Raw genomic sequence first — 23,903 nt, forward strand, 5'->3', positions numbered from 1 at the left:
GTCCGGCTTTGTTTTAGCCTGAGAGTGAGATCCCGAAGTCGGCGCCCTTGGGCGGCTGGAGGGTTTGCAGTGTCTCGGCGTTCCGCCCCGCCACCGCGACCCTGCCGTACGGCTGCGCGTCCGGCTGCCCCACGAACAGCTTGTTGCCGCTGAAGGCCACCGACCAGCCGAACAGCCCGTCGGCGTCGGCCAGCTTCCGGTCCTCGGCCGCGTTCTTCCAGGAGACCACCCGGACACCGCCGCCGTACGGCGCGCCGATGGCCAGCCGGCCGTCCGCGGAGGCGGCCATGGAGAACCCGAACGCCTGCTTGCCCTGCTGGGTCACCCTTCTCGTGGGCTTCCTGGCGGGGTCGAGGAGCTGTACGTAACCGGGGCCGGGGGAGCTGACGGCGTAGCCGGAGCCCTCGGAGTAGGCGACCGCGTAGCCGAACCGGTCGCCGGAGGCGTTGGTCGGCGAGTCCAGCTTCAAGGATGTGATCTTGGGCGCGAGCACGTCGTCGATGAAGACCACCGAGCCCGAGTCGATCTTGCCCGCCTCGATCTGGCGGCCGGCACCGTCGTCGTTCTCGTACGGGACGCCGACGACCAGCCCGTTCCTGGGCCCGAACGCCATCGACCAGCCGAACTGGTCGCCGACCTCGCTGTTGCCCCTTACGTCCACGGTCTCCTGGCTGATCCTGCGCAGGTCGCCCGCGCCCTTGCGGACGTAGAGGGCCCCGACGTCCAAGCGCTGGGCCTCGTCCTCGTAAGGGGCGCTGATCGCCACCAGGTCCCCGCGGGCCGCCAGCGACCAGCCGAAGTGCGCGAACCGCTGCGGCTCGGCCGCCGTCAGGCGCTGCGGGGGCGTGGCGCCGCCGCCGTAGACCACGTACGCGGCCCCGGCGTCCTCGGTGCCGTCGATGTCGGCGTACGGGGCGCCGATCACCAGGTCGGCACAGGCGTCGCCGTTGACCTGCGCGAGACGTACCGACCAGCCGAAGCCGTCGCCACTCGCCAGGCCGGGGACGGTGACCGGGACGACCTTGTCGCCGGACAGCACGTGCGCGGCGCCCTTCAGGTCGTCCGCGAACGGATCGCCCACCGCCACGTCGTCCACACCGTCACCGTCGAAGTCGGCGACCCCGGCACAGGCCGTCGCCGTCGCCGTGGCCGCCAGGGCGGGAGCCGGGGCTCCCGCCGCCGCGAGCATGAGCGCCATGAGCGCGGACCGGAGCCTCACAGCGCCACCTCGATCTGCTCGCCGTTCTCCAGCAGCGTCGCCGTCAGCTTCACCGGCTTGCGGTACGTGGCCAGGTCGAACACGAACGCGCTGTCCACCCGCGCACCGGGCAGGATCGCCGGCGGCAGGGTGGCGGGGACCGGGTCGTGCTCCCCGCCCCGGTCGTCGATCATGGTCACGACGGGCTGGATCAGCAGCCTGCGCTCACCGCCCGGGTTGATCATGGTCCAGCGGATCACGCAGAGCTGGCCCTCGGCGGAGGTCTTGCCCTCGAACTCCTTCAGCCCGCACTCCGGCGTCGCCGTCACGATCGCGAGGGGGTCGTCGAAGTTGGCGCCCAGCGCGAACCTGCGGCCCACGTCGTTGGGCTTGGCGGTGGTGGCGACCTGGGAGGGGCTGCCGGGGGTCGCGGTGGTGACCGTGTTCCTGCCGGAGGTGACGATCAGCACGGCCGCGGTCACGACGATGGCCAGTACGGCGGCCGCGGCGGCGATGAGCCACCGGGTGCCGGGCGTACGCGTCCCGCCGAGCGTGTCGGACTCGTCGAGGGGTCCGGCCGGGGAGCCGGGCTGGGTCTGGGTGCCTAAGGGGGCGGCGGGGCGTACTTCCGCGAACTGCTGCTGGGGCTCCTTCTGCTTCTTCTCCCGGGAGCGGAACAGCCCACGAGCCCGCCCCCCTTGCGGTTGGTCGTTCTGTACTTCCCACCGGGCCAGCTCGGCCCTGGCCGCCTCCTCTTCCCGGCGGGCCAGTTCCTCGACGGACGGGGCACTGGGGGCACTCGGCGACGTCGCGCCGTCCGTACTCGCCTGACCACCGGCATCCGCCTGCGTGACCGCGCCCCCAGAAGCGCCGGAACCACCGGAACTGTCGGACTTGGCGGCACCTTTCCCACCACCGGGCGCGCTACCGGAACTCACGGCGCTTCCCGCGCCAGCGGAACCCCCGGCACTTCCCGCGCCACCGGGGGCACTACCGGGACCCCCGGTGCCGTCCCTGGCACCACCTGCAGCATCCCTGGCGCCACCGGTCCCATCCCTCGCACCACCGGAACCGAATGCCACCGGCGGCGCGATCGGAGCCCGCCCCGTCGTGTCGCTGGGCGGCGGTGTCGTGAACGTGGCCGTGATGTCAGGCTCGTCCACGACGTTCTGCGGCGGCTCCCAGTCGCTGAGCATCTCGTTGGCCACCAGGGTGGGCGGATTGACCGCCACGGCCGTGGCCGCCGCCGTCGCCGCCGTGCCGGGAGCGCTGCCTCCCACCAGGGCGATCAGCAGGTCCTGCGCACTGGGACGCAGCGCGGGATCCATCGAGGTGGCCCGCCGCACGAGCTCGTTGAGCGGCGCCGGCAACGCACCCAGCTCGGGCGGGGTGTTGAGCACCCGTGTGGCCAGCGTGATGGGGTCGCCACGCCCGAACGGATGCCGTCCATTGCCGGCATAGGCCACCAGGCAGCCCCAGGCGAAGATGTCGGCCGCCGGGTTGACGACCTCACCCCGTACCTGCTCGGGCGCCCACCATCCCGGGCTCCCCAGCAACTCGCCGGACATCGTGAACCCCGTCTCCCGGTCGAGCGCCCTGGCGATCCCGAAATCGATCACCCGGGGCCCCGACAGCGAGAGGATCACGTTCGCCGGTTTCAGGTCTCTGTGCACCAGCCCCGCCACATGGATCGCCGCCAGCGCCGCCGCGACTCCGAGCGCGACGCCGTGCAGCGGGCCCGGGTCGAGGGCGCCGTACTGCGCGATCTGGTCCGACAGGGGAGTGCCCGCTATGTATTCGGTCACCATGTACGGCCGGCCGTCGCCGGTGTTGCCGTTGTCCAGCACCTGCGCCGTGCAGAACGACGCCACCCGCCGCGCGTTCTCGACCTCCGCATGGAACCTGGCTGCGAACCCCTCCTGGTTGGCGAACTCGGCCTTGACCACTTTCAGCGCGACGAACCGGCCTGTCGGCGCCCGTGCGAGGAAGACGGTTCCCATACCGCCCTCGCCCAGCCGCCCCAGCAGCCGGTACGGCCCGATCTCCCGCAAGTCCGTCGGGCGGAGCGGCGCGGCGCCCGTTGGCTCCATGAGAGACGTCCCTTCCTGTTCCACGCCATCCTCTCCTTTGGTCTCCCCATCCGCCATCACACGTTCTTCGATGCGAGAGACTGGTTGGATGATGAGGCTGTTGGGCCCTGCAGAAATACGTATTTTGGCGAACAAGCTAGATCTTCGCCCGACAAAAAAGCTAGGCCAGAACTTCGTGATCGACGCAGGGACCGTCCGGCGCATCGTCCGCGTGGCCGATTTGTCACCCGATGACGTGGTCATCGAGGTGGGTCCGGGCCTCGGCTCGCTCACCCTCGCCCTCCTGCCGCCGGCCGCTCACGTGGTGGCCGTCGAGATCGACCCGGTGCTGGCGGGCCAGCTTCCCATCACGGTGGCGGAGCGCGAAGCCGCCGACCGGCTCACGGTCGTGAACGCCGACGCCATGAGGATCACCGTGGACGACCTCCGGGGGCATGTGCCGACGGCGCTGGTGGCGAACCTCCCGTACAACGTGGCCGTCCCGGTGGTGCTCCACCTCCTGGAGGTCCTGCCGTCGCTGCGCAAGGGCCTGGTCATGGTCCAGTCGGAGGTGGCCGACCGCCTCGCCGCGGGGCCCGGCTCGAAGGTGTACGGCGTGCCCTCGGTCAAGGCGTCCTGGTACGCGGACGTACGCCGTGCGGGGCCGGTGGGCCGTACCGTGTTCTGGCCCGTACCCAACGTCGACTCCGGCCTCGTCTCCCTGATCCGCCGCGACCCGCCCACCACGACGGCGTCGCGAGAAGAGGTCTTCGAGGTGGTGGACGCCGCCTTCGCCCAGCGCCGCAAAACCCTGCGCGCGGCCCTGGCCAACTGGGCAGGCAGCGCCGCCCAAGCGGAGACCACCCTCCGCGCCGCCGGAGTGAACCCATCGGAACGAGGCGAACAACTAGACGTCCACGCCTTCGCCCGAATAGCCGAACACCGCCCCTAACCACCCCACCCGCCCTCACCGTGCAGTGCCGCCCCTGCACGCAAACCCCATGCTCCTCGCCAACCACACTCCTCCACCACCGCGGTCTCCCACCACCGCGGTCTCCCACCCGACGAGCACTTCTCAATCGACCCCTTCTCCACAGCCCCCCACTCCCATCACCTGTCCGTCCACAGAACCCCGTTCGGCCCTCCGCCCTCACCCGCCGCCGAACGATCCTGGCCTCCCATCCCGCACTCGAGGAGGCCACAATGCCCGCTCACCCCCACGCCGCTCACCCGCGGGCGCATCACCCCGACGGCGCGCACCTCCATCCCGCTCACCCCGACGGCGCGCACCTCCAAGCTGCATACGCACACGGCGCTCGCCCCCAGGGCGCGCATCCTCGGGTCGCACACCCCTGGGCCGATCGCCCCCGCGCCACCTACGCGCGCCTCAACCGCGTCACCTGCGCTTCCCACCCCACCGCCGGCAAAAATCCCACCACTCCTCCTGCTCTCACCTTCATCCCCGTCCACAGCCCCGCCGCCACCAGGGTCTTCCTCCGCCTGACCCTCCTCACCAGCTTCCTCACAGCCTCCTTGGCAGCCCTCTCCACACCCGCGCAAGTCGCTGCCGCCGTCGCCCTGACGCCGACCACCCCCACCCCCGTCCCCACTTCCACTCCCACCACCACACCGACCATCTCCGCCACCCCGTTTGGCCCGGTTGCTCCGACCACGATGACGTTCACAGCCACCACCTCAACTCAGAAGACGAGACAGACCAGAGGCGAGATAGCCGCCTCCGCAGCTCTCGACCAGTTGGGCGTCTCCTTCTCCTGGGGCGGCGGCTCCACCAAGGGCCCGACGATCGGCATCGGCAGGGGCGCCACCACCAAAGGCTTCGACTGCAGCGGCCTCACCCTCTACGCCTGGTCGAGAGCCGGCATAAGACTGAGCCACTACACGGGAGCCCAGTTCCGCCAGGGTCGAAGAATCCCCCTCCACGCCCGCCGCACAGGAGACCTGCTCTTCTTCGGCGGCGGATCCGGCGACCCCACCCACGTGGCGTTGTTCCTGCGAGGAGGCCTCATGATTCACGCCCCCAAGACGGGCGACGTGGTCAAGAAGACCCGCTTTCTCGGCTCGTCCTACTACCGCACCACCTACCGCGGCGCCGTACGTCCAGGCTGACTTCGGCCGGACGACTCGTGGCCACAGCTTAGGATCGGGCAAATAGCCACCAACTTGACTCTGCGTGTTGATGAGGCGGCAGTACTGGCAGTCATATTTCGAGAACCGCATGTCAGGGCAGCGTGCCCCGATAACATCGAGTGTCCTTGACCCCGGCAAGTGATGAGAGTGGCAGAAGATCGATGAGTTCGGTGACCGTACGTGTGCCCGCGAAGGTCAACGTGCAGCTTTCTGTCGGCCCGCTCAGGGAAGATGGCTACCACGACCTGGTCAACGTCTTCCACGCTGTGTCGATCTTCGATGAGGTGACGGCGAAGGAGTCCGAGTCGATCACCGTTGAGGTCAACGGGAAGTGGTCCGACCAGGTGCCCGTCGATGACAGCAACCTGGCGATCCGGGCCGCCCGAGCCCTGGCCAAGCACGCGGGCCGCACTTACGGCGCCGACCTGGTCATCCAGAAGGACATCCCGGTGGCCGGCGGAATGGCGGGCGGCAGTGCCGACGCCGCCGGGGCGCTGGTGGCCTGTAACGAGCTCTGGGGATTGGGCCTGCCCCTCGAAGATCTCATGGAGATCGCCGGCGATCTGGGCAGCGATGTCCCGTTCTCGTTGATGGGTGGCACCGCGGTCGGCACGGGCCGTGGCGAGCAACTGAGCGAGCTCCCCACCGGGGGTACGTTCCACTGGGTCTTCGCCCTGTCCAACGGCGGCCTCTCGACGGCCAGCGTCTACGCGGAGTGCGACCGCCTCAGGAGCGAGTCGGCCGCCAAGGTCGCCTGGCCCCAGCTCAACGACTCCCTCATGGAGGCATTGGGCACCGGCGACGCCTACGCACTGGGCTCCCACCTGAGCAACGACCTCCAGACCGCCGCTCTCAACCTCCGCCCCGAACTCGCCCCCACCCTCGACTCGGGCCGCCAGCACGGAGCCCTGGGCGCGATCGTCTCCGGCTCGGGCCCCACCTGCGCGTTCCTGGCCATCGACGCCACCCACGCCCGCGACCTGGCCCACAGCCTCACCACCACAGGCGCCGCCCACACCGCCGTAGCCGCCCACGGCCCAGTCCAGGGCGCCACCCTCCTCTAACGAGGCCGTGACCGAATACGGTCCCGACGTGCCCCCCGCCCAGCCCGGCTGACGGCCGTACAGTTCGACGGTCCAACGGTCCGGTTCAGCCGTCAGCCGTGCAGTTTCGGCGAGCAAACGCCCAACTCGGGTGGCAGCCGCCCAGCTCGGGTGGCGGCCGTGCAGTTCGGCTTACCGAAGGTCGGTAGGCGGCAGCAGCGTGTACGAGTTTCGCGTCGGCTCAGCGCCGCATGGCCCTGAGAGCGGCATGGTCGGGTGGAGGTGGAATTGCTCGGCGATGTTTCGGTGCGCACCGAGAGGTCTCGTCGTGCGTCCGGCCGAGCCGGTCGGCTTCTGCCCGCAGAATGGGGTCCTGCTCATCGCAGATCGTGAGCTTGATGATGTTCTGCGCCATTTCTCGCCAGCGCCGAAGACCCGCCGTCCGAGGCCACCCAATTGCGACAAGGACGCATGGCCCATACGGAACGGCACGCCTCACGTACACCCACATTCCTCTTCACGTCCCGAGGGCGCGTCGCACCATGTAGACGTCGATCGGGTCCTGAGCCTCCACCGTGAACCCGTGACGCTCGTACAGTCGCTGGGCGGCGCTGCCCTGCAGCACGTTCAGGCGCGCGAGTGCGCCGTCGGCGTCGATTCGCTTCAGCATGGTCCGCAGGACGGCCGATCCGATCCCTCGGCCATGGAGGCTCGGAGCAAGATAGAAATGCTCCAGCCACCGCCCGTCCTCGGCCGGGCGCACGGCGACACAGCCCGCGAAGGCGCCATCGGCGACGATGATCGATGTGTGCTGCGGAGCGAAGGAATCCCGGAACCGCTGCCTGACCCGATGCTCGTCGAACCGTCCTAACCGCTCCAGGTCCGGACGCATCACCGTTGCTCGCAACTCCGCGATCGCCTCGACATCCGCCGGCTCCGCAGAACGCAGCGCCACCGCGACGCCCATCTCCGGCGCCTCCTGGCCTGGCCGTATCCAGTCCGTCCTCGCACTCATATCCACGGTGGGAGTATCTCAACAGCCCACCCCACCACCCTGACCTCACCCCACCCCACCGCCCTGGCGTTGCTCCTGACCCGCCGCCGCGAGCCCACCATCGCCCGCCAAGACGGACCGTCGCCCCTCGCCACGGCCGCCCGTCCACATCCAGTTACGCCGGGCCGGCTGCGAACCGCTTCATGGGGTGGCGAGCGCGATGAGGGCGTTCGCGAGAAGGTGTGTCTGGTGCTCGCAGGCTGCCTCGTCACGGGTTTCGGCGAGTTCCAGGACCAGGCCGTCCATGCGGTGAATGAGGAAGCGGACCAGCTCGGGGACGGGGACGGCGGGGTGGAGGTGGTCGGCCTGGGCGGCGGAGGTGAGGGCGTCCTGGATGAGGTCACCGCCGAAGGGGGCGTTCACCGTGGCCCAAACGTCACGGCCCGGCGCCACGGTCTGCCGGTTGCGGATCACCCAGAGGGTCAGCTCCAGGAGCGCCAAGTGGAGGCCGGGGGCGTCGCGGATCCACTGCCAGTAGGCGGCGACGACGGCCCGGACGGTCGCCTCGAATCCGGAGCCGGGTGACAGAGGGGCGAAGGCGGCGTACATGGTGGAGCGGGCCCGGCCCAGGATGAGAAGGGTCAGCTCGTCCTTGTCACGGAAGCAGTAGTGGATGGTCGCGCGCGGCGTGCCGGCCCGTTCGGCGATGCGGCGGGTGGTGGCACGGGCGAGTCCCTCTTCCGCGATCACCTCGATGGCGGCGTCGATGATGGCGCGCCGCCGCTCATCCACCGGCAGATACGTCATGGTGTCGGGTCAGCCGGTGATGAAGGAGCGCAGCAGGGAGAAGAACCGCTCGCCCTCGGTGTCGGGGATGAAGTGGCCGGAGCGTTCGAACACCTCCAGGCGTGCCCTGGGCAGGCCGTCCACGATCTCCCGCGCCGTGGACAGCGGCGTGATGGGGTCGCGGGTACCGGCCACGACGAGCGCCGGGCACTCGATGGAGGCCAGGCGCGCGGTCAGGTCGAACCGGGCGGTGGACATGAAGCTCATGGTGAGCTCGAGGTTCGGGATGATGCGGCTCATGGCCTGGACGTCGGATTCCGCGGGGAAGTTCGGGTCGGGGCTGTAGGCGGGGGCGCAGAGCTGTCCGAAGGCGGCGAAGGTCTCCGGGGTCCCCTCGGTGAGGAACGCCTTGGCGGCTGTGGCGGCCTCCTCGCCGGCCTCGGCGCGGAAGCCTTCGACGATCCGGTTCAGGTCCCAGCGGGCGACGGTGCTCTGCAGGATCAGTTTGGCCGGGTGGCCGGGGTGGCGAGAGGCGTAACTCATGGCCACGGCTCCGCCCCACGACCAGCCCAGGACGATCGGCTTGACGATGCCGAGCGTGTCGCACAGGGCGCGTACGTCGTCGCCCCACTGGTCGAGGTTCCAGGTGGCCGGGTCGGAGTTCTGGCTGCGGCCGTTGCCGCGCTGGTCGACGTAGACGATCTGGACCAGGTCGGCGAGTCGGCCGTAGGCGGGCTTGAAGATCGAGTGATCGTGGCCGGGACCGCCGTGCAGGAGCAGGAGGGTCGGCTTCTCCCGCATCGTGTAGCCGTCGGGTTCCAGGGCGGCGCCTTCGACGTCCACGTACAGCGACGTGCCGTTCACCTGAACACGCATGGGATCCTCCATTGAATCGGGCGCTTGGCCAACTTTCTTGATCAGTTTGGCGGCGTCCGGCGGTGGAGACCATGAAGGCCGCCGCCCGGACGGCGGTAGGGGTGGCCTTACCGCCTTCCGGGGGCGGTCAGGTGCGGGACGGGGTCGCAGGCCGCCGGCTCGCCTCGTCCGGAAGCGTCGAGCGGCCGTAGCGGGCGGGTTGAGGATTTCGAAGAGCCACACTGGTGGGAAGTGGGCGCGGTGGGGAGCCGATACCCTGGGAAGGCCATGAATCTGGTCAATCTAGAGTCGGTTTCCCATGCTTATGGGCCCAAGCCACTCCTCAGCGACGTCTCCCTCGGCGTAGAAGCCGGCGAGCGCATCGGCGTCGTCGGACGCAACGGGGGCGGCAAGACGACCCTGCTGTCCGTCCTTGCGGGCTCCATACGCCCCGACAGCGGTCGTGTCACCCACAACCGGGGCCTACGCGTCGGTTTCCTATCACAGCAGGACTCTCTCGACCCCACCGCGACGATCAGCGAACTCGTCCTGGGCCAGCTCGCCGAGCACGAGTGGGCCGGCGACCAGCGGGTTCGCGAGATCCTCGCGAACCTGATCGGCGATCTCGACCTCAACGCCAAGACCGCCGACCTGTCCGGCGGTGAGCGCAGGCGTACGGCGCTGGCGAAGCTGCTCATCGACGATCACGACCTGATCATGCTCGACGAGCCCACCAACCACCTCGACATCGAGGCCATCGCCTGGCTGGCCGCACACCTGGCGACGCAGAAGAGCGCCCTGGTGATCGTGACGCACGACAGGTGGTTCCTCGACGCCGTCTCCACCCGTACGTGGGAGGTGGTCGACGGGCGGGTCGAGCGGTACGAGGGGGGTTACGCCGCCTATGTCCTCGCCAAGGCCGAGCGCGCCCGCATCGCCCAGGCCGCCGAAGACCGCCGCCAGAACCTCATGCGCAAGGAGATCGCCTGGCTGCGGCGCGGCCCACCTGCCCGCACCTCGAAGCCCAAGTTCCGCATCGACGCCGCCCAGGCGCTGATCGCGAACGAGCCTCCGCCCCGTGAGACCGTCGAGCTGATGCGCTTCGCCGCGGCCCGGCTCGGCAAGACCGTCTACGACCTCGCGGACGTCACCCTGCACGCGGGCGGCCCCGGCACCGGCCCGCTGGTGCTCGACGACCTCACGTGGCAGTTCGGCCCGGGCGACCGGATCGGGCTGATCGGCGTCAACGGGTCCGGCAAGTCCTCCGTGCTGCGGCTGCTCGCCGACACGATCAAGCCCGACTCGGGACGCGTGATCAGGGGCAAGACCGTACGCCTCGCGCACCTTTCCCAGGAGCTGGCCGAGGTCGACCCGAGCCGGCGGGTGCTGGAGTCGGTGGAGGAAGTACGCAAGTACCTCCAGGTCGGCAAGCGGGAGTGGACTGCCTCCCAACTGCTCGAACGGCTGGGCTTCAAGGGCGAGGCGCAGTGGAAGGTGGTCGGCGACCTGTCGGGCGGCGAGCGGCGGCGGCTGCAACTGCTCAGGCTCCTGATGGACGACCCCAACGTCATGCTGCTCGACGAGCCCACCAACGACCTCGACATCGAGACCCTCAACGAGCTCGAGGACATGCTGGACGCCTGGCCCGGCACGCTGATCCTGGTGAGCCACGACCGCTACTTCCTGGAGCGGGTGACCGACAAGTGCGTCGCGCTGCTGGGTGACGGCAAGTTGTCGATGTTGCCGGGCGGGGTGGACGATTACCTCGCACGGCGAGCGGCGGGCACCGCGCTGACCGCCCGCCTCAACACCGCCGCCCCGGCCTCCGCCACGTCCGGCAGCGCCGACACGGCTACTGCGGCGTCCGCCTTCGCCGGAACCGGAACCGGAACCGGCGTCGGCTCCGGTGATGGCTCGGGCACTGGTGATGGCTCGGCGGCCCTTGGCACGGGTCTGTCGGCCAAGGAGGAACGTGAGCTCCGCAAGGAACTCAACCGCCTTGAACGTCAGCTCGACAAGCTGAGCGACCAGGAGTCCCGTCTCCACGCCGCCATGGCGGAAGCGGCCAGCGACTACGCCAAGCTCGGCTCACTCGACGCCCAACTCCGCGACATCACCACCCAGAAGGACGACATCGAAGCCGAGTGGCTGGAGGTCGCCGACCGCTTGGGCGACTGACCAAGCGGTCGGGAGGTACGACGGCCCGGCACGCGGCACAGGCGCTCGCGTGGCACAGGCGCTCACGTGGCGAGTGCCGAAACCTGGTGGCCGCGCAGGGTGCCGGGCTGGCCGCCAGGGGTGGGGCCGCCATAGTGCCGGGGCGACCGCCGGGAGCGTGGTCGCCATCGTGTCGGGGGGTGACGGTCAGGAGCGTGGTCGGCCATGGTGCCGGGCTGGGCGCCAAGGGTGTGGCCGCCAAGGAGTCAGGAGCGGCCACGCGGGTGTGTGGCCGCCGGAGGGTGTGATGGCCGGAGGTCCGGCGAGGCCGGTGATGGGGGAAGGTCAGAGGGGGGAGTCGAAGGGGGCCAGGAGGGTGCGGAGAAGGGACGCGAGGGCGCGCTGATCACCCAGCCCGAGCCCCGACAGAAGCTCCCGCTCCCTCCGCAGCAGATCCGCGAAGGCCGCGTCCACCCGCTCCAGCCCCGTGTCCGTGAGCGACACCAGCACCCCCCGCCGATCCTCAGGGTCCGGTCGCCGCCGGACCAGCCCCGCCTGGGCCAGCCGGTCGATGCGGTTGGTCATGGTCCCCGAGGTGACCAGTGTGGCCCGGAGCAGCGCCCCCGGGCTGAGTTCGTACGGTTTGCCGGCCCGTCGCAACGCCGTCAGCACGTCGAACTCCCACGGCTCCAGGTCGTGCTCCGCGAAAGCCGCGCGCCTGGCGCGGTCGAGATGCTTGGCCAGTCGTGACACCCTGGAGAGCACCTGGAGCGGCTCGACGTCGAGGTCGGGGCGCTCCGCTCGCCAGGCCGCGACGAGGCGGTCGACCTCGTCTCTAGCATCCTCCGTCATGACACAAGAGTGTACTGTCTTGACATCGAGATATCTCTCTCGATATCAATTATCTTCATGTCAAGAGATATCTGGGACCCCGTGACGTACGCCGTCTACGCGGACGAGCGGTCGCGGCCGTTCATCGAACTGATCTCCAGAGTAGGAGCGGTCGAACCCGATTATGTCGTGGACGCCGGTTGCGGCAGCGGCGAACTCACGGCGGAGCTGTGCAATCGCTGGCCCAACGCGACCGTGGAGGGCTTCGACTCCTCGCCCGCGATGATCACCAAGGCCCGCCAGTTGCAGTCGTCGGCCCGGTACGCGGTCGCCGACGTGGCCACGTGGCGGCCCGACCGGCCCATGGACGTGATCGTGTCCAACGCCGTCCTGCAGTGGGTGCCCGAGCACCGCGCCGTGCTGGAGCACTGGGTCGAGGAGTTGGCGCCCGGCGGGTGGCTGGCGTTTCAGGTGCCGGGGAACTTCGACGCCCCGAGCCACGTCGCCATCCGCGAGCTGTGCGCCTCCCGCACGTGGTCGGACCGGGTCGGCGACGTGCTCAGGCCGAACCCGGTCGACGACCCGGCCGAATACCTCGACCTGCTCCACCACGGCGGCTCCCAGGTGGACGCGTGGGAGACGACGTACGTGCACGTGCTCCAAGGGGAGAACCCGGTGCTCGGCTGGGTCTCCGGCACGGCCCTGCGCCCGATCCTGGACCGCCTCGACCCCGACGAGCAGCGGCGCTTCAAGCGGGACCTGGCCAAGCCGCTGGCCGAGGCGTACCCGACCAGGAGTTACGGCACGCCCTTCCCGTTCCGCCGGATCTTCGTGGTGGCGCAGAAGTAGCGGCGCCACGGAGATAGCAGTGACGATCAGCGGGCAGAAACGAGAACGAGGGAGCGTAAATGACGATCACGGCGCTGCACCACGTGCTGCTCGCCGCGCCCAGAGGCAGTGAGCCGCTGTTACGGCGGTTCTACGAGGGCGTGCTCGGCCTGCGCGAGGTGCCCAAGCCGCCCGAGCTGGCCGAGCGGGGCGGCGTCTGGTTCAGGGGTGACGGCGTGGAGGTCCACGTGGGCATCGAGGACGACTTCAGGCCCGCGCGCAAGGCGCACCCCGCGTTCCTGGTGGACGACCTCGACGCGTACGCCGCCCGATTCCCGGACGCGTTACCCGACCTGCTGTTCCCCGGGCACCGCCGGATCTATGTGTCCGACCCGGTGGGCAACCGAATTGAACTCCTGCAACCCGTGTGATGTTCACCCGCGGGTGGCATTATTGTCCGAAATCGGACTCTTGCGAGGTGCAGTGGGCATCGAGATCGAGGACAAGTTCGACGTTCCCGCCGACTACACGATCCCGGACCTGAGCGGTCTGGCCGGCGTCGTGGGCCCGAAGAGCTACCAGCTCGTGGCCCTCTACTTTGACACTCCCGATCTGCGGCTGGCCGCCCGAGGCGTCACGCTCAGGCGAAGACGGGGCGGTTCCGACCCCGGCTGGCACCTGAAGCTCCCCAAGGCCAAGGGCGTCCGCCAGGAGATCACGCATCCGCTCACCCGCAGCACCAAGGCCGTGCCCGAGGAGCTGGCCGAACTCGTCCGCGCCTACACCCGCGGCGTCGGGCTCCAGCCGGTCGCCGAGCTCGACACCCGCAGAAGCGTCACCATTCTGCTCGACGGCGAGAGCAGGCTGGTCGAGATCGCCGACGACCGCGTCAAGGGCACCGCATACGGCGCGGAGCCGACGGTCGTACGGTGGCGCGAGGTCGAGGCCGAGCTGCTCGAGGACGGCACCCAGGCGCTGCTGGCCAAGGTCGGCAAGCGGCTCAGGAAGGCGGGCGCGGTCCCGTCGGCCGCCACCAGCAAGCTCGCCAAGCTGCTCGAGCCCGCCCCGCTGCCCACGGCCGACACGGAGCAGGGCTCGGCCGGCGAGGTCGTCGTCGACTACCTGGCGGGCCAGGTCAGGGCGCTCCTGTCGCAGGATCCGCGGGTCCGCCGGGCCGAGGAGGACGCCGTGCACCAGATGCGGGTGGCCGCCCGCCGGATGCGCAGCGCGCTCAAGGCGTTCAAGACGGTCGTGGTCGACACCGAGGCGATCCAGGAGGAGCTGCGCTGGCTCGGCACGGTGCTCGGCGAGGCCCGCGACCTCGAGGTCATCAGGGCCAGGTTCGCCAAGGAGCTGGCCTCCCTGGCGCCAGAGCTCGTCACGGGCCCCATCCTGACCCGGCTCGGCTCGGACCTGTACGAACGCGAGCAGGAGGCGTACGTGCGGATCAAGGAGACGCTCAGCGGCGAACGCTACTATCTCCTCCTCAACGCGCTCGACGAGCTCATCGCCGCCCCCAACCTGGGCAAGGCGGCGGCCAAGCCGGCGCAGGAGAAGCTCCGTGACATCGCCGGCGTCAACTGGAACCGGGTGACGAAGGCGTACGACCACGCCCAGGCCATCGAGGACCTGGAGCGCCGCGAGATCGCCATGCACGACGTGCGCAAGGCGGCCAAGCGCGCCCGCTACACCGCCGAGGCCCTCCAGCCGGCGATCGGCGGCGGCATGGGCAAGCTCGCCAAGCTGGCCGAGGACGTCCAGGAGGTCCTCGGCACCCACCAGGACGGCGTGGTCGCCCAGGAGACGCTGGCCAAGGAGGCGGAGAGCGCCCGCCAGGCCGGTGAGGACACCTTCACGTACGGGCTGCTCATCGGCATCGAACGCAACACCGCCGAGCGCGCCCATGCCGAGTTCCCCAAGGTCTGGGCAGATACCGTCAAAGCGGTTAGTAAGGTTCTATGAGTAGCCTTCCTACCATCCCTTTCGCACGCAGCAGTCTGCTCGAGGTGCCCGAGGCGTACCGGGAACTGCGGGTCGCGGAGGGCATCGCGAAGGTACGCACGCCGGCGGGCGACGAGGTCTGGCTGGTCAGCGGGTACGAGGACGCCCGCACCCTGTTCAACGACGGCCGCCTCGGACGTTCCCACCCGGAGCCGGAGAAGGCGGCGCGCCTGTCCGGCTCCGCCCTGCTCGGCGGGCCCACGGGCGACATCGCCACGGAGAAGGCCGAGCACGACCGCATGCGCAAGCTCTTCATGCCGTCGTTCTCCGCGCGCCGCATGAAGAGGCTCAGTGAGCATGTCGGCTCGCTGGTGGACGAGCGGCTCGACCACATGGCCAAGCTGACGCCACCGCTCGACCTGCACGCCGAGCTCTCCTTCCCGCTCCCCGTGCTGGTCATCTGCCGGCTCCTGGGGGTCCCGTACGAGGACCGGGACTACTTCAGCGGCGTGTCCCACCGCATGGGCGACATGCTCGACCGGGCGAAAGGCGAGGCCGCCCGCGAGGAGCTGAGCGTCTACATGGCCGGGCTGATCGAGCGCAAGCGGGTCGAGCCGGCCGAGGACGTCCTGTCAGACCTGGCCAACGAGCTGGACGACGACGGGACGATCTCCGATCTGGCCGGCACGCTGCTGTTCGCGGGGCACGAGACCACGGTCAACCGCATCGACTTCGGCGTGCTGCTCCTGCTGGCCAACCCGGAGCAGCTCGCGCTGCTCAAGGCCGACCCGGGGCTGGCGCCCGCCGCCGTGGAGGAGATCCTGCGCCTGGCCTCGCCGAGCCTGCACGGCCTGGTCAGGTACGCGCACGAGGACATCGAGATCGGCGACCGCGTGATCCGCAAGGGCGAGGCCGTCGTCATCACCCCGGGCGTGGCCAACCGGGATGAGCGGATCTATCCGGATCCGGATGTGTTCGACCTCCGCCGCCCGCCGGCCGACCCCCACCTGAGCTTCGGGTACGGTCCCCGCTTCTGCGTCGGCGCCAGCCTGGCCAGGGTCGAGCTGGAAGCGGTGTTCGGCCGGCTCTTCCAGCGCTTCCCCGGCCTGCGGCTGGCCGTGCCGGAGGAGGAGCTCCAGCGCAGCGAGGGGAGGATCGCCGACGGCTTCGCCAAGCTCCCCGTCACCTGGTGATCGTCAGGTCGCGTAACGCTCGACGCTGACGACCTGCCCGTCCACCCGGTGCAACACGGCGAACGCGCCTTTTCGCAGGTGCACGTTTTTGCCGCTCAGCGCCTCGATCAAGCCGGGCAGCACCTTCCCATGGCTGCCCGCCGCCGCGGGCACCGTGATGTTCCTGACCAGCGCGGGGGTCTTCTGCGGATCCTGGCTCTCCTCGCTGAGCAGCGGCTCGATCCTGATCTCGGCTCCGTACGGCTCCAGCGTCTGGACGCAGCGGACGCTGGGGGAGCTCAGCAGCACCTCGGGCCGGTACGCGGGCAACGCCGTGGCCAGGCTCGCCGCCTGGGAGAGGCCGTCGGTGTCGAGCGGCCGGGCCGCGTCGTCGCCGTCCCACTCGCTCCTGGAGCCCGCCGAGCCATGCCGGACGAGGACGAGCGGCACGGTGTCGAGCGGCGCCGCCCGCAGGGCACGCAGCAGCCCGACGTCCCACTCGTACGTCAGCAGCCGCCTGGCCTCCTCAAGCGTCAGCCAGCGCAGCTCGTCGACCTCGTCATCGGGCGCGAACCCGGCGTCGGCGACCGCCCGCGCGATCCAGTAGTCGACCCGCTTGAGCCGGCCGGCGCTCAGGTAGTGGATGGGCGGCAGCGCGCGGCCGAGCACGACGGTCAGGCCGGTCTCTTCGCGCACCTCGCGCAGGGCGGCGGCGATCACATGCTCCCCGGACTTCAGCTTGCCCTTGGGGAAGGTCCAGTCGTCGTAGTTCGGGCGATGGATGACGGCCACTTCTGGGCTGCTCTGCTCGCCCCTCCAGACCACGGCTCCGGCTGCCCGGAGCAGGTCAGTCATCAACGGTCCTCCAGCGGCGCGTACCTAGGAGACGGCTCTGCAGGTCGTCGCCCTGATGGCGGACCCACGTGCCGTCGGAGTTGAGCCACCACGCGTTGGTGGTCTCGGCCATGGCCAGGTCCATCAGCTCGATGAGATAGGCCTTGTGCTGCTGCGACGTCACCTTGACCAGGGCTTCGACCCGGCGTTCCAGGTTTCTGCGCATCAGGTCGGCGCTGCCGATCCATACCTCGGGGCGGCGCCCCAGGCCGAATTCGTACACGCGGGAGTGCTCGAGGAACCTGCCCAGGACCGAACGCACACGGATGTTCTCGGACAGGTCGGGAATGCCGGGCCGCAGGATGCAGATGCCGCGTACCCACAGGTCCACCGGGACGCCGGCCCTGGAGGCCCGGTAGAGGGCGTCGATGATCGGCTCGTCCACCAGCGAGTTCGTCTTGATCCTGATCCTGGCGGGCCGTCCGGCCTGCTGGTGGGCGATCTCCCGCTCGATCCTGGCCAGCAGCCCGCTGCGCATCGAGTGCGGCGCGACCAGGAGCCGCCGGTAGGCGGAGTGGTGGGAGTAGCCGGTCAGGTGGATGAACAGGTCCGTCACGTCCTCGCCGACCAGTGGGTCGGCGGTGAGCAGGCCGAAGTCCTCGTAGTGGCGGGCGGTTTTGGGGTTGTAGTTGCCGGTGCCGATGTGGCAGTAGCGGCGCAGCTCGCCCGAGGGCTCCTGGCGGACCACCAGGGCGAGCTTGCAGTGGGTCTTCAGGCCGACCACGCCGTAGACCACGTGGCAGCCGGCGCGTTCGAGCTTGCGGGCCCAGGAGATGTTGGCGTGCTCGTCGAAGCGGGCCTTGATCTCCACGACCACCACGACCTGCTTGCCCGCCTCGGCCGCGTCGATCAGCGCGTCCACGATGGGGGAGTCGCCGCTGGTCCGGTAGAGGGTCTGCTTGATCGCCAGGACCCGGGGGTCGGCCGCGGCCACCTCGATGAAGTGCTGCACGCTGGTGGCGAACGAGTCGTACGGGTGGTGCAGCAGCACGTCGCGCTCGCGCAGCGTGGAGAAGATGTCGTCCTCGGCGTTGATCACCTCGGCCGGCACGTACGGGCGGTAGCTCAGCTCGCCCCGGTCCAGGTCGGCGATGGCGTGCAGGCCCGACAGGTCGAGCGGCCCGGGCAGGCGGTAGATCTCGTGCGACGCCAGCTCCAGCTCCTCCACCAGCGGCGCCAGCACCTCGGGCGTGATCGTGTCCTCGACCTCAAGTCGTACGGGCGGCCCGAACCGCCTCTTGAGCAGCTCCTTCTCCAGGGCCTGCATGAGGTTCTCGGTGACGTCCTCGTCGACGTCGAGGTCCTCGTTCCTGGTGACGCGGAAGACGTGGTGCTGGAGGATCTCCATCCCCTTGAAGAGCTGCCCCAGATGGGCGGCGATGACATCCTCAAGGGGGACGAACCGGTCTTTCGACGCAGGTACGAACCTGGGCAACTGCGAAGGAACCTTGACCCGGGCGAAGACCGTGTGATCGGTCGCCGGATTACGCACCAGGACGGCAAGGTTCAGGCTGAGCCCAGAAATATAGGGAAAAGGGTGGGCGGGGTCCACGGCCAGCGGGGTCAGCACCGGCCTGATCCGCTCCCTGAACAGCTTGCGCAGCTCCGTGCGCTCCTCGCGGCCCAGGTCGTCCCACCTGGTGATCTCGATGCCCTCGGAGGCGAGCTGCGGGCAGACGTGCTGGTGGAAGGCCGCCGCGTGCCGCCGGGCCAGCTCGTCGGCGATCAGCGCGATCCTGGCCAGCTCTTCGCGCGGTTTCAGCCCGCTCTTGGTACGCAGCAGCAGGCCCGTCGCCATGCGCCGCTTGAGCCCCGCCACGCGTACGCGGAAGAACTCGTCGAGGTTGCTGGCGAAGATGGCGAGGAAGCGGACCCGCTCGAGCAGTGGCAACGAGGCGTCCTCGGCCAATTCGAGCACCCGTTCGTTGAACTGGAGCCAGCTCTCCTCACGGTTGAGAAACCGCTCCTGTGGCAGGGGCAGGTCGTTGGATGATTGGAACGGTTCCGCGGACATATGGCGTATATTGCCCCGTTTGGTTGAACAGAACGTTAACGTAGCCGCAACGGCTCACCCTAAAAGGTCAGCCCTGCTCAACCCAATCGTCACCCCGGACACCTCGCCCGTTCAAGACTCACTCCGGATGATCTACCTGTTCGAGCCGGGCGGCCCGCTCGGCCAGCCGCGCCTCCCGCTGGCGGATCTTCTCCTCGCGCTCGCGGGCCTTCTCCGCCTCCTTCAGCAGCCGCTCGCGCTCCTTCAGGTCCCGCACCCGGGCCTTCTCGGCCTCCTTGAGCTCACGCTGGCGGACCTTCTCCGCCTCCTTGAACTCCTTCTCGCGGGCCTTCTCGAACTCGCGCAGCTCCTTCTCACTGGTGGGCCGCGGCTTGACCGCGGGCGTGTGGCTCCGGCTCGTGGCGGTGATCGCGGGGTTGGGGTTGAGCCCGGTCAGGCCGTTCCAGGCCAGGTTGACCAGGTGGGCGGCGACCTCCTCGCGGCCGGGCTTGCGCACGTCGAGCCACCACTGGCCGGTCAGCGCCACCATGCCGACCAGCATCTGGGCGTACATCGGCGCGAGCTTGGGGTCGTAGCCGCGGCTCGCGAACTCGTCGGCCAGCACGTCTTCCACCTGGCTGGCGATCTCGCTGATCAGGCTCGCGAACGTGCCGGTGCCCGAGGCGGCGTGCGAGTCGCGGACCAGGATGCGGAAGCCCTCGCTGCTCTCCTCGATGTAGCGCAGCAGGGCCAGCGCGGCCCGCTCCAGCTTCACCAGGGAATGGGTGGCGGAGAGGGCCTCGGTGATCATGCCGAGCAGTTTCTGCATCTCGCGGTCCACCACGACCGCGTAGACGCCTTCTTTGCCGCCGAAATGTTCGTATACCACGGGTTTCGACACCTGTGCGGTAGCTGCGATTTCCTCGATAGAGGTCCCGTCGAACCCCTTCTCCGCGAAGAGCGTGCGGCTGATCAGGATCAGTTGCTCTCTTCGCTCCGCGCCGGTCATGCGTCTGCGAGATCGGGGTTCGGTCACGGTCTCCATAATGACGGCCACGGCTCCATGGCCGCTCACCGCCTGATCGACATCAGGCAATGCGCTTCGCCGCCAGGCGCTCGGGTGTCGGCCAGCGGACGTCGTACACCCAGCCCAGCTTCTCGAAGATCCGGATCAGGCCGGCGCTCAGGTCGATCTGGCCCTTCAGGGCGCCGTGCCTGGCACAGGTCGGGTCGGAGTGGTGCAGGTTGTGCCAGGACTCGCCGAAGGACGGGATGGCCAGCCACCACACGTTGCGCGACTTGTCGCGGACCTGGAAGTCCTCCTCGCCGAAGACGTGGCAGATCGAGTTGATCGACCAGGTCACGTGGTGCAGGAGGCCGATGCGGACGATCGAGCCCCAGAACAGCGCGGTCAGCCCGCCCTGCCACGACCAGGTGAGCAGCAGGCCCAGCACGCCGGGCAGCACGATCGAGGTGATCGCCATCGCGCCGAACCACTTGTGCAGCTTGATGATGTCCTGGTCCTTGCACAGGTCGGGGGCGTACTTCTCCCGGTTTGTCCGCTCGCTCTCGAACAGCCAGCCCATGTGGGCGTAGAGCAGGCCCTTGGCCATGTTCTTGAAGCCGGGGCCGAAGCGCCACGGCGAGTGCGGGTCGCCCTCCTTGTCGGAGAACTTGTGGTGCTTGCGGTGGGTGGCCACCCAGTCCAGCACGGACATCTCCAGCGACAGGCTGCCCGCGATGCCCATCGCGATCTTCAGCGGCCGCTTGGCCTTGAACGAGCCGTGCGTGAAGTAGCGGTGCAGGCCGACGGTGACGCCGAGCCCGGAGACCACGTAGAAGACGAAGGCGATGGCGATGTCCGTCCAGCCGAGTCCCCATCCCCAGGCCAACGGCACCGCGGCGGCGATCGCCACCAGGGGCAGGCCGACGACGAGACCGAAGATGATGAGCTCCGCCTTGGACTTGGGCTCGGGTTCGAAGTCGGGCTTCGGGGCAGGTGATGAGCGCTCGGCGATAACGGTCATGGGCGACCTCCAACGGCATGTATGAGGATGAATGTCCAGTCTACGCGACCGTAACCTACGCAAGCGTAAGTAAGGAAGACCTAAGCCGGTAATGTGGAGAAGGTCAGGCTCCGTCGGGCAAGGTGAGTGGGTTTCGCGCCTTGCGCCTTTTCGGGTGGTCTGTTATATCGCGCGCCACGCCGCGCACCCCCTATCAGCAGGGAACTTCCGGCTAGGGGTGGTTGTGGGGTGTAATTACGGGCGCGCGCTCGCGTGCGGGCTCGGTATGGTGGAGGTGCCGGACCACACGCGTTCGGCCCGTCCCGGATCGTCTAATCGGCAGGACAAGTGGTTTTGGTCCACTTTGTAGGGGTTCGAGTCCTCTTCCGGGAGCTTTGAGGTATGGCCCGAGTTTAGTGAGCCCTGAGGTGTGCCCCGAGCGACCTGCACGGGGAGAGGTTAGGTATCCTCACGGTGTCGGGAGGGTAGCGGTGCAGTAGACGCACCAAAACGCCCTGATCCGTCCAGTCACAGGGAGCCTCAGTCCGTGAGTGTGCCGCGCCCGGCAGCCGTCATCGTCCTCGCCGCCGGCGAGGGCACCCGGATGAAGAGCCAGACCCCCAAGGTCCTGCACGAGCTGTGCGGCCGCGCCTTGGTCGACCACATGCTCTCGGCCGCCCGGGACCTCGGTCCCGAGCAGCTCATCGTCGTCATCGGCCACGCGCTCGAACAGGTCGGCGGCCACCTGGCCGCCACCAGCCCCGACGCCCGCGCCGTCGTCCAGCGGGAGCAGCGTGGCACCGGCCACGCCGTGCGCACCGTGCTCGAGGAGCTCGGCACGATCGCCGGCACGGTCCTCGTCACCTACGGCGACGTCCCGCTCCTGCGCACCCAGACCCTCGCCGACCTGCTCGAACGGCACGCCTCCGACGGCAACGCGGTCACCGTGCTGACGGCCGAGGTGCCCGATCCGACCGGCTACGGGCGGATCATCCGCGACGAGGCCGGCGGCGTGCTGGCCATCGTCGAGCAGAAGGACGCCGACGCCGAGCAGCGCGCCATCAAGGAGATGAACTCCGGCATCTACGCCTTCGACGGCCTGCTGCTGGCCGACGCCGTCAAGCGCGTGTCCACCGACAACGCCCAGGGCGAGGAATACCTCACCGACGTGCTGGCCATCCTGCGCGGCGACGGCCACCGGGTCGGCGCCTTCGTGGCCGGCGACTTCGTCGAGGTCGAGGGCGTCAACGACCGCGTCCAGCTCGCCGCCGCCCGCCAGGTGCTCAACCGGCGCCTGCTCGAGGACCACATGCGCGCCGGGGTCACGATCATCGACCCGGCCAGCACCTGGATCGACGTCGGCGTACGCGTCGGGCCCGACACCGTCATCCACCCCGGCACCCAGCTCCACGGCCGCACCGTCATCGAGGCCGGCGCCGAGGTCGGTCCCTTCACCACGCTGACCGACACCCTGGTCGGCGAGGGTGCCGTCGTCCGCAACGCCGTCGCCGACAGCGCCGAGGTCGGCCCCGAGGCCAACGTCGGCCCCTACGCCTACCTGCGCCCCGGCACGGTGCTCGGCCGCAAGTCCAAGGCCGGGACATTCGTCGAGATGAAGAACACCAAGGTCGGCGAGCGTTCCAAGGTGCCGCACCTGTCCTACGCCGGCGACGCCGTCATCGGCGACGACGTCAACATCGGAGCCTCCACCGTCTTCGTCAACTACGACGGGGTCAACAAGCACCAAACGACAGTGCGCGACGGAGCGTTCGTCGGCTGCGACACCATGCTCATCGCCCCGGTGACGATCAACGACGGCGCCTACACGGCGGCCGGCTCGACGATCGTCGACGACGTTCCGCCAGGCGCGATCGGCGTGGCACGTGCGCGGCAGCGCAACATCGAGAAATGGGTCTTGCGCAGGCGCGCGGGAACGAAGTCGGCCGTGGCCGCCGAGCGGGCGCTGGCCGAGCAAGAGCAGGAGAATGAGCAGTGACCAGCATCAAGCAGCCCGGTGAGAAGAACCTCATGCTCTTCTCCGGCCGGGCACATCCGGAGCTGGCCGAGGAGGTCGCCGAGCACGTCGGCGTCTCCCTCACCCCCACCAAGCTGATCGACTTCGCCAACGGCGAGATCTACGCCCGCTACCTCGAGTCCGTCCGCGGCTGTGACGCCTTCGTCATCCAGAGCCACACCGGGCCCATCAACAAATGGATCATGGAACAGCTCATCATGGTCGACGCGCTCAAGCGGGCCTCGGCCAAGCGCATCACCGTGGTCATGCCGTTCTTCGGCTACGCCCGCCAGGACAAGAAGGGCCGCGGCCGCGAGCCCATCACGGCCAGGCTGATGGCCGACCTGTTCAAGACCGCGGGCGCAGACCGGCTCATGTCGATCGACCTGCACACCTCGCAGATCCAGGGCTTCTTCGACGGCCCGGTCGACCACCTGTTCGCCATGCCGGTGCTGGAAAGCTACCTCAAGAACAAGCTCGACCTCGAGAACACCACGGTCGTCTCGCCCGACACCGGCCGCGTCCGTCTGTCGGAGCGCTGGGCCGACACGCTGGGCACGCCGCTCGCCTTCATACACAAGCGCCGCGACCTCGACGTCGCCAACTCGGTGAAGGTCAGCGAGGTCGTCGGCAAAGTACGCGGCCGCACCTGTGTGCTGATCGACGACATGATCGACACCGCCGGCACCATCTGCAAGGCCTCCGACGCCCTCTACGAGCAGGGCGCCACCAACGTGATCGTCGCCGCCACCCACGCGGTCTTCTCCGACCCCGCCGTCGACCGGCTGAAGAACTCCCGCATCTCCGAGGTCATCGTCACCAACACCCTGCCGCTGGCGCAGGCCAACCGGTTCGACAAGCTGACCGTGCTGTCCATCTCCCCGCTCATCGCCCGCGCCATCACCGAGATCTTCCAGGACGGCTCCGTCACGAGCCTGTTCGAGGGCGACACGTGAGCGCGCGGAGCGAGTGAG

General features: G+C 69.2%; 21 protein-coding genes and 1 tRNA gene. 11 read left to right on the plus strand and 11 right to left on the minus strand.

Annotation, left to right across the window (positions count from 1 at the left end; all coding sequences use genetic code 11):
* Positions 1–13: 13 nt before the first annotated feature.
* The gene (locus AB0I15_RS11390; RefSeq protein ID WP_358093191.1) at positions 14–1,219 is read right to left on the minus strand and encodes a hypothetical protein; all 1,206 of its coding nucleotides are present in this window, start codon (positions 1,217–1,219) and stop codon (positions 14–16) included.
* Positions 1,216–3,288 (minus strand): serine/threonine-protein kinase, encoded by a 2,073-nt coding sequence (locus AB0I15_RS11395; protein ID WP_358093194.1) that lies wholly within the window; start codon positions 3,286–3,288, stop codon positions 1,216–1,218. The genes AB0I15_RS11390 and AB0I15_RS11395 overlap by 4 nt, the downstream gene beginning before the upstream one ends.
* A 70-nt stretch (positions 3,289–3,358) precedes the next feature.
* On the opposite strand from AB0I15_RS11395, the gene rsmA reads away from it, so the two are divergent.
* Positions 3,359–4,219 (plus strand): 16S rRNA (adenine(1518)-N(6)/adenine(1519)-N(6))-dimethyltransferase RsmA, encoded by an 861-nt coding sequence (gene rsmA / locus AB0I15_RS11400; RefSeq protein WP_358093197.1) that lies wholly within the window; start codon positions 3,359–3,361, stop codon positions 4,217–4,219.
* A gap of 424 nt (positions 4,220–4,643) precedes the next feature.
* On the opposite strand, the gene AB0I15_RS11405 is transcribed toward rsmA, so the two are convergent.
* Positions 4,644–4,952, minus strand: a complete 309-nt coding sequence (locus AB0I15_RS11405) for a hypothetical protein (protein ID WP_358093200.1) — start codon at positions 4,950–4,952, stop codon at positions 4,644–4,646.
* A 70-nt stretch (positions 4,953–5,022) separates the two neighbouring features.
* On the opposite strand from AB0I15_RS11405, the gene AB0I15_RS11410 reads away from it, so the two are divergent.
* Positions 5,023–5,394, plus strand: a complete 372-nt coding sequence (locus tag AB0I15_RS11410) for an NlpC/P60 family protein (protein ID WP_358093203.1) — start codon at positions 5,023–5,025, stop codon at positions 5,392–5,394.
* 182 nt (positions 5,395–5,576) lie between these two features.
* Positions 5,577–6,479, plus strand: a complete 903-nt coding sequence (locus tag AB0I15_RS11415; protein WP_358093206.1) for a 4-(cytidine 5'-diphospho)-2-C-methyl-D-erythritol kinase — start codon at positions 5,577–5,579, stop codon at positions 6,477–6,479.
* 496 nt (positions 6,480–6,975) lie between these two features.
* Here the strand turns inward: AB0I15_RS11415 and AB0I15_RS11420 are convergent, their stop codons facing one another.
* From AB0I15_RS11420 to AB0I15_RS11430, 3 genes are all read right to left on the minus strand, one after another.
* A complete protein-coding gene (locus AB0I15_RS11420; RefSeq protein WP_358093209.1) occupies positions 6,976–7,425 on the minus strand; it encodes a GNAT family N-acetyltransferase in 450 nt (149 codons plus the stop codon).
* Between the two features lie 228 nt (positions 7,426–7,653).
* Positions 7,654–8,259 (minus strand): helix-turn-helix domain-containing protein, encoded by a 606-nt coding sequence (locus AB0I15_RS11425; RefSeq protein WP_358093212.1) that lies wholly within the window; start codon positions 8,257–8,259, stop codon positions 7,654–7,656.
* Positions 8,260–8,268: 9 nt separating this feature from the next.
* Complete coding sequence (locus tag AB0I15_RS11430; protein ID WP_358093215.1) at positions 8,269–9,114, minus strand: alpha/beta hydrolase; 846 nt, start codon at positions 9,112–9,114, stop codon at positions 8,269–8,271.
* 267 nt (positions 9,115–9,381) lie between these two features.
* On the opposite strand from AB0I15_RS11430, the gene AB0I15_RS11435 reads away from it, so the two are divergent.
* Positions 9,382–11,271, plus strand: coding sequence for an ABC-F family ATP-binding cassette domain-containing protein (locus tag AB0I15_RS11435; protein WP_358093217.1), 1,890 nt, complete (start codon positions 9,382–9,384; stop codon positions 11,269–11,271).
* A gap of 324 nt (positions 11,272–11,595) precedes the next feature.
* Here AB0I15_RS11435 and AB0I15_RS11440 read toward each other — a convergent pair whose 3' ends face one another.
* A complete protein-coding gene (locus tag AB0I15_RS11440; protein WP_358093220.1) occupies positions 11,596–12,102 on the minus strand; it encodes a MarR family transcriptional regulator in 507 nt (168 codons plus the stop codon).
* A gap of 57 nt (positions 12,103–12,159) precedes the next feature.
* Between AB0I15_RS11440 and AB0I15_RS11445 the strand changes: the two genes are divergently transcribed.
* The 4 genes from AB0I15_RS11445 to AB0I15_RS11460 are packed head-to-tail and all read left to right on the plus strand — an operon-like array spanning position 12,160 to position 16,043.
* Entirely contained in the window at positions 12,160–12,930 is a 771-nt protein-coding gene (locus tag AB0I15_RS11445; RefSeq protein WP_358093223.1) for a trans-aconitate 2-methyltransferase, read from the plus strand.
* A gap of 59 nt (positions 12,931–12,989) precedes the next feature.
* Complete coding sequence (locus tag AB0I15_RS11450) at positions 12,990–13,340, plus strand: glyoxalase (protein WP_358093225.1); 351 nt, start codon at positions 12,990–12,992, stop codon at positions 13,338–13,340.
* Between the two features lie 52 nt (positions 13,341–13,392).
* On the plus strand, positions 13,393–14,871 hold the full coding sequence (locus tag AB0I15_RS11455; protein ID WP_358093228.1) for a CYTH and CHAD domain-containing protein: 1,479 nt from the start codon (positions 13,393–13,395) through the stop codon (positions 14,869–14,871).
* Positions 14,868–16,043 (plus strand): cytochrome P450, encoded by a 1,176-nt coding sequence (locus AB0I15_RS11460; protein WP_358093230.1) that lies wholly within the window; start codon positions 14,868–14,870, stop codon positions 16,041–16,043. The genes AB0I15_RS11455 and AB0I15_RS11460 overlap by 4 nt, the downstream gene beginning before the upstream one ends.
* A 3-nt stretch (positions 16,044–16,046) precedes the next feature.
* Here AB0I15_RS11460 and AB0I15_RS11465 read toward each other — a convergent pair whose 3' ends face one another.
* From AB0I15_RS11465 to AB0I15_RS11480, 4 genes are all read right to left on the minus strand, one after another.
* Positions 16,047–16,877 (minus strand): NUDIX hydrolase, encoded by an 831-nt coding sequence (locus AB0I15_RS11465; protein WP_358093233.1) that lies wholly within the window; start codon positions 16,875–16,877, stop codon positions 16,047–16,049.
* A complete protein-coding gene (locus AB0I15_RS11470) occupies positions 16,870–18,930 on the minus strand; it encodes an RNA degradosome polyphosphate kinase (protein WP_358093236.1) in 2,061 nt (686 codons plus the stop codon). The genes AB0I15_RS11465 and AB0I15_RS11470 overlap by 8 nt, the downstream gene beginning before the upstream one ends.
* A 118-nt stretch (positions 18,931–19,048) precedes the next feature.
* A complete protein-coding gene (locus tag AB0I15_RS11475) occupies positions 19,049–19,918 on the minus strand; it encodes a TetR/AcrR family transcriptional regulator (protein WP_358093654.1) in 870 nt (289 codons plus the stop codon).
* A gap of 79 nt (positions 19,919–19,997) precedes the next feature.
* Entirely contained in the window at positions 19,998–20,936 is a 939-nt protein-coding gene (locus tag AB0I15_RS11480; RefSeq protein ID WP_358093239.1) for an acyl-CoA desaturase, read from the minus strand.
* Positions 20,937–21,236: 300 nt separating this feature from the next.
* On the opposite strand from AB0I15_RS11480, the gene AB0I15_RS11485 reads away from it, so the two are divergent.
* The 3 genes from AB0I15_RS11485 to AB0I15_RS11495 all read left to right on the plus strand — a co-directional run bounded on the left by AB0I15_RS11485 (position 21,237) and on the right by AB0I15_RS11495 (position 23,885).
* Positions 21,237–21,308, plus strand: a tRNA-Gln gene (locus AB0I15_RS11485).
* A gap of 154 nt (positions 21,309–21,462) precedes the next feature.
* Positions 21,463–22,911, plus strand: coding sequence for a bifunctional UDP-N-acetylglucosamine diphosphorylase/glucosamine-1-phosphate N-acetyltransferase GlmU (gene glmU, locus AB0I15_RS11490; protein WP_358093241.1), 1,449 nt, complete (start codon positions 21,463–21,465; stop codon positions 22,909–22,911).
* Entirely contained in the window at positions 22,908–23,885 is a 978-nt protein-coding gene (locus AB0I15_RS11495) for a ribose-phosphate diphosphokinase (protein ID WP_358093244.1), read from the plus strand. Before glmU ends, AB0I15_RS11495 begins: the two co-directional genes overlap by 4 nt.
* Positions 23,886–23,903 lie beyond the last annotated feature (18 nt).

It is taken from the genome of Nonomuraea sp. NPDC050643 (assembly GCF_040654715.1).
Classification (GTDB): Bacteria; Actinomycetota; Actinomycetes; order Streptosporangiales; family Streptosporangiaceae; genus Nonomuraea.

Excerpts from the sequence above, each read along its gene's own strand:
- AB0I15_RS11425 (WP_358093212.1), bottom strand. The coding sequence starts at position 8,259 with ATGACGTATCTGCCGGTGGATGAGCGGCGGCGCGCCATCATCGACGCC.
- AB0I15_RS11395 (WP_358093194.1), bottom strand. The coding sequence starts at position 3,288 with ATGGAGCCAACGGGCGCCGCGCCGCTCCGCCCGACGGACTTGCGGGAG.
- AB0I15_RS11430 (WP_358093215.1), bottom strand. The coding sequence starts at position 9,114 with ATGCGTGTTCAGGTGAACGGCACGTCGCTGTACGTGGACGTCGAAGGC.
- AB0I15_RS11445 (WP_358093223.1), top strand. The coding sequence starts at position 12,160 with ATGTCAAGAGATATCTGGGACCCCGTGACGTACGCCGTCTACGCGGAC.
- AB0I15_RS11475 (WP_358093654.1), bottom strand. The coding sequence starts at position 19,918 with ATGACCGGCGCGGAGCGAAGAGAGCAACTGATCCTGATCAGCCGCACG.
- AB0I15_RS11465 (WP_358093233.1), bottom strand. The coding sequence starts at position 16,877 with ATGACTGACCTGCTCCGGGCAGCCGGAGCCGTGGTCTGGAGGGGCGAG.
- AB0I15_RS11435 (WP_358093217.1), top strand. The coding sequence starts at position 9,382 with ATGAATCTGGTCAATCTAGAGTCGGTTTCCCATGCTTATGGGCCCAAG.
- AB0I15_RS11450 (WP_358093225.1), top strand. The coding sequence starts at position 12,990 with ATGACGATCACGGCGCTGCACCACGTGCTGCTCGCCGCGCCCAGAGGC.
- AB0I15_RS11460 (WP_358093230.1), top strand. The coding sequence starts at position 14,868 with ATGAGTAGCCTTCCTACCATCCCTTTCGCACGCAGCAGTCTGCTCGAG.
- AB0I15_RS11480 (WP_358093239.1), bottom strand. The coding sequence starts at position 20,936 with ATGACCGTTATCGCCGAGCGCTCATCACCTGCCCCGAAGCCCGACTTC.
- AB0I15_RS11415 (WP_358093206.1), top strand. The coding sequence starts at position 5,577 with ATGAGTTCGGTGACCGTACGTGTGCCCGCGAAGGTCAACGTGCAGCTT.
- AB0I15_RS11470 (WP_358093236.1), bottom strand. The coding sequence starts at position 18,930 with ATGTCCGCGGAACCGTTCCAATCATCCAACGACCTGCCCCTGCCACAG.
- AB0I15_RS11440 (WP_358093220.1), bottom strand. The coding sequence starts at position 12,102 with ATGACGGAGGATGCTAGAGACGAGGTCGACCGCCTCGTCGCGGCCTGG.
- rsmA (WP_358093197.1), top strand. The coding sequence starts at position 3,359 with ATGCGAGAGACTGGTTGGATGATGAGGCTGTTGGGCCCTGCAGAAATA.
- AB0I15_RS11420 (WP_358093209.1), bottom strand. The coding sequence starts at position 7,425 with ATGGGCGTCGCGGTGGCGCTGCGTTCTGCGGAGCCGGCGGATGTCGAG.